The sequence below is a fragment of the Rhizobium sp. AC44/96 genome (assembly GCF_001692185.1).
GTDB lineage: Bacteria > Pseudomonadota > Alphaproteobacteria > Rhizobiales > Rhizobiaceae > Rhizobium.
Map to the genome: position 1 here is coordinate 242,686 of NZ_LXKO01000041.1, position 7,760 is coordinate 250,445.

Consider the following 7,760-nt stretch of genomic DNA (forward strand, 5'->3'; position numbering starts at 1 on the left):
CGTTTAGCAGGGTAACCCGGCCTCGTGTTTGCGGTCCCTGCCCGGGTCGGGCAAGTCGACGCTGCTGCGTTGCCTGACCAGAATGATCGAGAAGAGCAGCCCGTAGGGTGCTTGCCAATCTCGAGATGAACCTTCCCTGAGCCTCTTGATATCGATCGCAAGGCCGCTCAAGCTGACGTCGTTCTGGCAGCGGTCGGTTAGCCTGAAATGGCACAAGTTGATTGCTGTTGAGACGGCCACATCAACACTGACCGGAAAGCTAAGGTGATCGGCGATGTCGGGTTTGATCAGGCCTAACTCTGGCGCGACTACACCGATGTCGCGGGGGGTGGACCCGATGACGATCATAAGCTGCCCAATACCGTGGTCTGTATGCGAAAAGATCTGAGTGAAAATTGAAAATGGATGTGGCGTGACACATTCGTCGAAGAACCAAGAAGGAACCGGCACGTGGCGGAATTTCCAACCAAGGCAAAAGTCGTCATCATCGGTCTCGGCGGCATCGTCGGCGCCTCGATCGCCCATCACCTGATCGAACGAGGATGGGACGACATCGTCGGCATCGATAAGTCGGGCATCCCGACCGACATCGGCTCGACCGCCCACGCCTCGGACTTCTGTTACACCACGTCACACGACTATCTCTCGGTCTGGACCACCCAGTATTCGATCGATTTCTACGAGAAGATGGGCCACTACTCCCGCATCGGCGGCCTTGAAGTCGCGCGTACCGGCGACGATGCGTGGATGGAAGAGATCAAGCGCAAGCTCAGCTCCGCCAAGGCCTTCGGCACCCGGGCGCATTACGTCTCGCCCGCTGAGATCAAGGAAATGTTCCCGCTGATCGAGGAAGATCAGGTCCAGGGCGGCATGTTCGATCCCGACGCCGGCCTTGTCATCCCGCGTTCGCAGACCGTCGCCGGCAAGCTGGTCGATGCCGCCGAAAAATCCGGCAAGCTAAAGATGTTCGGCAACACGCCGGCCCAGTCGCTGATAACAGAGGGCGGCCGCATCAAGGGCGTCGTCACCCATCGCGGCACCATCATGGCCGATCACGTCATCGTCTGCGCTGGCCTCTGGGGCCGCCTGATCGCCGAGATGGTCGGCGAAGACCTGCCGGTCATGCCGGTCGATCACCCCCTCACCTTCTTCGGCCCCTACAACGAGTTCGAAGGCACGGGCAAGGAAATCGGCTTCCCGCTGCTGCGCGACCAGGGCAACTCCGCATATATGCGCGACACCGGCGACCCGAAGACCACTGAAGGCGGCCAGATCGAGTGGGGTTACTACGAGACCACCAACCCGCGCATGTGCCACCCGCGCGAGCTTCTCGAAAAGCACGAGGCGCGCCTGTCGCCCTCGCAGCGCGACCTCGAAATGGAGCAGATCCTTGAGCCGCTCGAAAAGGCCATGGAACTGACCCCGATCCTCGGTGAACTCGGCTATAACGAAGGTCACTCCTTCAACGGCCTGCTGCAGGTCTCCGCCGCCGGCGGCCCCTCCTGCGGCGAGAGCCAGAAGGTGCGCGGCCTCTGGTATTGCGTCGCCATCTGGGTCAAGGACGGCCCGGGCTACGGCAAGCTGATCGCCGACTGGATGACCGACGGCCGCACCGAGATCGACCACAATTCGATCGACTATTCGCGCTTCTATCCGCACCAACTGACCGAGGACTTCATCGCCGGCCGCTGCTATGAGGCCGCGCAGAAGATCTACTTCCCCGCCGTTCACACCCGCGAACCCTATGCCTCCGGCCGCAACGCCAAGCGCTCGCCCTTCTACGAGCGCGAAAAGGAACTCGGCGGCTACTTCATGGAACTCGGCGGCTGGGAACGCGCCCATGGCTACAAGGCCAACGAGCACCTGCTGGAGAAATACGCCGATCGCGTTCCCGTGCGCGAAAACGAGTGGGACAACCGCCACTTCTGGCGCGTCTCCAACGCCGAGCATCTGGCGATGAGCGAGGATTGCGGCATCGTCAACCTCAGCCATTTCCACATGGTCGACATCGAGGGCCCCGATCATGTCGAGCTGCTTGAGTGGCTCTGCGCCGCCAAGATCGGCGGTGACGCCAACATTGGCAAGGGCATCTACACCCACTTCCTCGACGACGAGGGCATGGTCCGCGCCGACTTCACCGTCATCCGCATGGCCGACCGCTGCCGCCTCATCAACGGCGCAGACGCCGGTCCGCGCGACTTCCACTACATGAAGCGCGTCGCCGAGGATCGCGGCCTCGACGTCACGATCACCGACGTCTCGGAAAAGTTCATCACGATCGGCATCTGGGGTCCGAACGCCCGCGACACGCTGAAGAAAGTCGTCGCCGATCCGGCAGCGCTCGACCCCGAAAACTTCGCCTTCGCGGCCATCAAGCCGATCGAGATCGCGGGCAAGACGGTCACCGCCTTCCGCATCTCCTATGTCGGCGAACAGGGCTGGGAACTGCACATGAAATACGAGGATGGCCTAGCCGTCTGGGATGCGCTCCGCGCCACCGGTGTCATGGCCTTCGGCGTCGAGACCTACGCCAACTCGCGCCGCATGGAAAAGTCGCTGCGCCTGCAGAACGGCGACCTGCTCACACAGTACAACCTGCTGGAAGCCGATCTCGCCCGCCCGAAGGTCAAGGAAGCCGATTTCCGCGGAAAGGCGAAACACCTGGAATACAAGGCCCGCGAACACCAGCCGGCGATGCTCTGCACCCTCGTCATGACCGAAAACACCGACAGCAAGGGCGTCAAGCGCTACCCCGTCGGCTCGATGCCGGTCATGGATCCTGAAACAGGCAAGACGCTGGTCGATAGCCTCGGCCGCATCTCCTACACGACCTCGGTCGCCTACGGCCCGACGGTCGGCAAGAACATCGCGCTCGCCTACCTGCCGCAGGAATACTGCCAGGTCGGCCGCAAGCTGAATGTCGAATATTTCGCCGAGACCTATCCGGTCGAGGTGGTCAGCGTCGGCTACAAGCCGATCTACGATCCGGAGAACCTGAAGCCGCGTACGTGATTGCGAGCCGCACTCACGTGAGAAAGCAAGAGGCAGGAAACCGTTCGGTCCGAACAGTCGGATCATCCTTCAGGGACGAGATCGCAGAGCGATCACTTCCTGCTCCTCGGCCAGCCTGTTGAACGCATAAGCCGAACCCACGGGCGCTCGTCCCATCAATTGGCGTTATGCTTCGATCGCCTGATCCCGGCGGAAAGACACCGAGCCCTAGCTGGTTTGCGAAGCAAGCCACCGGGTTGGTTGAAACGGGGCGGCTGATCGCTCGGCCGACTTGGTCGTGGAACTGGGCGACGCCGCGCGCCGGCCTGGGTTATCCGACTCCCTTGAGCCAATAGAACTGTTTCCATTTGAGGACGGGCGGTCCTAGCTCCTCAGCATGGCGTTCAGCCATGCTGCGAACGCTTTCGCGCGTCGTTCAGATGGCTGGCGCCGGCGAGTTCGGCACCTTCGTAACGACCACCGGTTCCGGCCTCCCCAGAAGGGGCTCGAGATGCAGAATGCGCGGCTGCAGCGCTTCGACATAGGCCTCGGAGCGGCCGATATAGATCATCGTGCTTTCGGGCATGGATTCGAGCACCTTGATCATCGTGACCAGCCACGCCGGCTCCATGCCTTCGAGCACTTCGTCAAAGACGATCCAGCGCGGGCGGACAAGCAGCAGACGGGCGAAGCCAATGGCTTTCTGTTCGTCGGAGTCAAGCAGCTTGTCCCAGCGCGCCTGCGTGTCGAGGCGCGCGATCAGGTGCTGGAGCCCCGCCGTTCCGAGCGCAGCTTCGACGTCGGCATTGTTGTAGGTGCCGGCCGGCTCGGGAAAAGCAAGAACCTCGCGGAGCGTGCCGCCGGGTATGTAGGCCGACTGCGGAACGAAAATCATCTCGCCGGAAGACGGCAACCCGATCTTGCCGGAACCGAAAGGCCATATTTCTGAAAGCGCCAGGAAAAGCAGGCGTCGGTTGACGCTATGATCGCCATTGATCATGACTTTCTCGCCGGCCTTGATGGTCACGCTGGTCTCGTGCACCCGGAAGCCACCACATTGGTCGATTTCTTCCCCAATCTTGGCCGCGATCTGCACCCGGTCGAGCGTCAGCGTATCGGAAGCCTCCTTCTCATAGTCGATGCCTTCCTTGAGATTGTGATCGTCGCCCATGCTCGTCAGCGCCTGACGAAAATCGGTGACGCGCATCAGCGTTGCGCGCCATTCGGCAATCGGCCCGAAGTTCGAGACATACCAGCGAAGCGCGGTGTTGACCTGGTTAAACGCGCCGACCGACATCATCAGCTGGCCGAACGTGAGGCCGCCCGAGAAATAGGCGGGGGCCGCAACGATGATGGGGATGACCACGACCAGCCAGCCATAACCGGCGGAAACCCAGGTCAGGTTCACGTTGGCCATTGCCAACCTTCTGAGAACAGCAAGCACGCCGCTGATGTCCCCATTGATGCGCAGCCGTTCGTTCTCCTCGCCGCGCGCGACGGTAATCGCCGGCATGTTTTCGTTTGCATGCATCAGCGCGAAACGAAGCTCGGCTTCCTTGGAGAAGCGGTCGGCGTTCAATCGAACAAGCTTGCGACCGACGAGCTGGCTAAGAACGGAGGCGGACGCTGCGTAGAAGACAGCCGCCCAAACCATATAGCCAGGAATGGAAAAACTGTGCGTGCCGAAATGAAAGACGAAACCGCTCGACAATTCCCAGAGCACGCCGATGAAACTCACCAGCAGGATGGTTGACTGCACCAGCCCGATCATCAGGCTCGTGGTGCTTTCGGCAAGATTTCGCGCATCCTCATGCAGGCGCTGGTCGGGATTGATGCCGATGAGCCCACTGGCGGACAAGCGCAATGCCCGCTTTCGCTGCAGCCACTGATCGACCAGATCCCGGGTGAGACCTTCGCGCATGTAGAGCGCGGTCATCTGGTTGAACCACGCCTGAATGACGTTCAGTAGCAGGAGCAGACCGGCGATCAGGGCAAAGATCTTGAGCTGATGAAAGAATCCCGGCAGGTCGCGACGCGCAATGGCGTCGTAGAATGGCGCATTCCACTGGTTCAGGAGCACGGTTGCATAGGCCGTCAGCAGGATGACACCGATCAGCGCCGGCCCGATAAGCAGGACCTTGGTGCGCACGCGGGAACTCCAGAAGGCGGCAAACATCACCTTCAAGCGATAGATCAGGCTCAACTCGTACCCCACTCGATCCTGCGCCTGGATGCTCTGCCTCCCTTTTACATCATCTCTCATTTGCTTTCCTAAACCACCCATCTCACCTGAATAACATGGCCTTCTATCCTGTCCAGCAACAGATTCTAGCAACCATTAATGCGGCAGTTATCGTCCGGAAGCGTCCTGTACCGTTTCGGACATTGATTCGCGGGCTGAGTAGCGCTATCTAATGCACTCCGTGGTGATTTGGCCGGCCGGCTTGCAGCCACGTTAAAGAAGTTGCTAAAGGGCCGCGTGCGGACCGATAGCGATATTTCGTTTTTCTTGTCGAGTGACCGCAATGCCCATTAAGATTCCCGATACATTGCCCGCCTTTGAAACCCTGGTTCAGGAAGGCGTACGCGTGATGACCGAGACGGCGGCAATTCGCCAGGACATCCGCCCCCTGCAGATCGGGCTTCTCAACCTCATGCCGAACAAGATCAAGACGGAACTGCAGATGGCGCGTCTCGTCGGCGCCTCGCCTCTCCAGGTCGAACTGTCGCTCGTCCGGATCGGAAACCACAAGGCAAAGAACACCTCGGAAGACCATCTCCTCTCCTTCTACCAGACATGGGAAGAGGTTAAGCACCGGAAGTTCGACGGCTTCATCATCACGGGCGCGCCGATCGAGACCCTTCCATATGAAGATGTGAACTATTGGGGCGAAATGCAGCAGATTTTCGACTGGACGCAAACAAACGTCCATTCGACGATGAACGTCTGCTGGGGCGCGATGGCGGCGATCTACCATTTCCATGGCGTTCCCAAGCACGAACTGAAGGAAAAGGCGTTCGGCGTCTATCGCCACAAGAACCTCGCACCGTCGTCCGTCTACCTGAACGGTTTTTCCGACAACTTCGAGGTCCCGGTCTCGCGGTGGACTGAGGTGCGCCGCGCCGATATCGAAAAGTCGGAGAGCCTCGAGATCCTCATGGAATCGAGCGAGATGGGCGTGTGCCTCGTGCATGAGAAGAAGGGTAAGCGGCTCTATATTTTCAATCACGTCGAGTACGATTCAACGTCACTGTCCGACGAGTATTTCCGCGACGTGAATGCCGGCGTTCCGATAAAGATGCCGCAGAACTATTTTCCCCATAACGATCCGTCGCTTGCCCCGCAAAATCGCTGGCGCAGCCACGCGCACTTGCTGTTCGGCAACTGGATCAATGAGATGTACCAGACGACGCCCTACGATCTCGAGGAGATCGGCAAGAACAGCTGAAGGTTCTTGCATCGCAAGATCGAGCGCCACCATTGATCTGGTGGCGCTTCTTTTTTATCGCACGGCGGTTGCGAATTGCGGCAAATGGGGGCAGGTTCCGGGCCTCGGAAAAACAGACAGGCGGTCGTGAGGAGGACATCTTGGAGCGGGAAGTTTTTGGGCACACCGAAACGGGCGAAACCGTTCATCGGGTTGAAATCATCGGCGGCGGGCTGACAGCGAAGGTCATTACCTGGGGCGCGGTGATCCAGGATCTCCGTCTTGACGGACATGTTGCGCCGCTCACGCTGGGCTTCGACAATTTCGAGAGCTACCCCCCGCATTCGCCCTATTTTGGCGCGACACCCGGTCGCTGTGCCAACCGTATCGGCCATGGCAAATTCACCCTGGACGGCAAGCAATACCAGCTTGATCTGAACGAAAACGGCGTGACCCATCTTCACGGCGGCAGCAACAACATCGCCGTGCGCAACTGGACAATCGTCGAACACGACACCGATCGCGTCGTCCTCAAGATCGTCGACCAGGACGGACGCGGCGGCTACCCCGGCAATTGCGCGATTCAGGCAACCTATCGCGTGCACGGCAACGGTCAGCTTTCCGTTACCTATGAAACGACATCGGATCAGCCGACGCTCGCCAATGTCTGCCAGCATGCCTATTTCAATCTCGATGGACGCGACGATGCGCTCGAGCATGACATCATGATTGCCGCCGACGGCTACCTCGTGACGGATGAGCTGCAGATCCCGACTGGCGAGGTCCGGTCTGTGGCGGGAACCGCTTTCGACTTCCGCGAAATGGCGCCGATGAAGCGTTTCGATGGAGATCAGCAGGCGCTTTACGATCATAACTTCTGCCTCTCGGCTGAACGCACAGCAAAGCGCTCCGTCGCGCTCGCACGTAGCCTGCATTCCGGGGTGTCGCTGGAAGTGCGCACGACCGAGCCCGGCATTCAGTTCTACGCGGGCTTCAAGATGGACGTGCCGGTATCAGGCATCGATGGCCGCCAGTATGGGCCTTTTGCGGGCTTTTGCCTGGAGACGCAGATCTGGCCTGATGCCATCAACCACGAGAACTTCCCGAACGCGGTCCTTCGCCCGGGCGAGGTACTGCGCCAGGAAACCGACTACATCTTCTCCAAGAACTGACGTCCGCTTTTCGGACGCAAGGATCTACCTTGAACCCCCGCAGGCGACCGCGGGGTCTTTCTGTCCGCGGCTAGAGCGGGATTGTTTTAAGTCCGTTCATATCCAGCCTCGCTGAAGTGGTTTTGACACTCCTGCGGGGTGACTGTTTGGAGGATGATTGCGAGTGCGT

Annotated in this window: 5 protein-coding genes and 1 riboswitch; of the genes, 3 read left to right on the forward strand and 2 right to left on the reverse strand. The window is 59.8% G+C overall.

Annotated features, from left to right (window positions below):
- Nucleotides 1-3 precede the first annotated feature (3 nt).
- Nucleotides 4-450, reverse strand: a complete 447-nt coding sequence (locus A6U87_RS30015) for a hypothetical protein (protein WP_158007304.1) — start codon at nt 448-450, stop codon at nt 4-6.
- On the opposite strand from A6U87_RS30015, the gene A6U87_RS28050 reads away from it, so the two are divergent.
- Nucleotides 451-3,012, forward strand: a complete 2,562-nt coding sequence (locus tag A6U87_RS28050) for an FAD-dependent oxidoreductase (protein WP_065694614.1) — start codon at nt 451-453, stop codon at nt 3,010-3,012. It begins immediately after the preceding gene.
- A gap of 415 nt (nt 3,013-3,427) precedes the next feature.
- Here the strand turns inward: A6U87_RS28050 and A6U87_RS28055 are convergent, their stop codons facing one another.
- Nucleotides 3,428-5,254 carry an ABC transporter ATP-binding protein/permease gene (locus A6U87_RS28055; RefSeq protein WP_065694589.1) on the reverse strand — a complete coding sequence of 609 codons (1,827 nt, stop codon included), beginning with the start codon at nt 5,252-5,254 and terminating at the stop codon, nt 3,428-3,430.
- Nucleotides 5,255-5,404: 150 nt separating this feature from the next.
- Nucleotides 5,405-5,482: riboswitch (SAM riboswitch) on the forward strand.
- Between the two features lie 34 nt (nt 5,483-5,516).
- Here A6U87_RS28055 and metA point away from each other — a divergent pair.
- Nucleotides 5,517-6,440 carry a homoserine O-succinyltransferase gene (gene metA / locus A6U87_RS28060; RefSeq protein WP_065694590.1) on the forward strand — a complete coding sequence of 308 codons (924 nt, stop codon included), beginning with the start codon at nt 5,517-5,519 and terminating at the stop codon, nt 6,438-6,440.
- A 140-nt stretch (nt 6,441-6,580) separates the two neighbouring features.
- The gene (locus tag A6U87_RS28065) at nt 6,581-7,591 is read left to right on the forward strand and encodes an aldose epimerase family protein (protein WP_083199694.1); all 1,011 of its coding nucleotides are present in this window, start codon (nt 6,581-6,583) and stop codon (nt 7,589-7,591) included.
- Nucleotides 7,592-7,760 lie beyond the last annotated feature (169 nt).

Bases quoted from the DNA above. Each gene is read 5' to 3' on its own strand.
- A6U87_RS28055 (WP_065694589.1), bottom strand. From the start codon at position 5,254: ATGAGAGATGATGTAAAAGGGAGGCAGAGCATCCAGGCGCAGGATCGA.
- metA (WP_065694590.1), top strand. From the start codon at position 5,517: ATGCCCATTAAGATTCCCGATACATTGCCCGCCTTTGAAACCCTGGTT.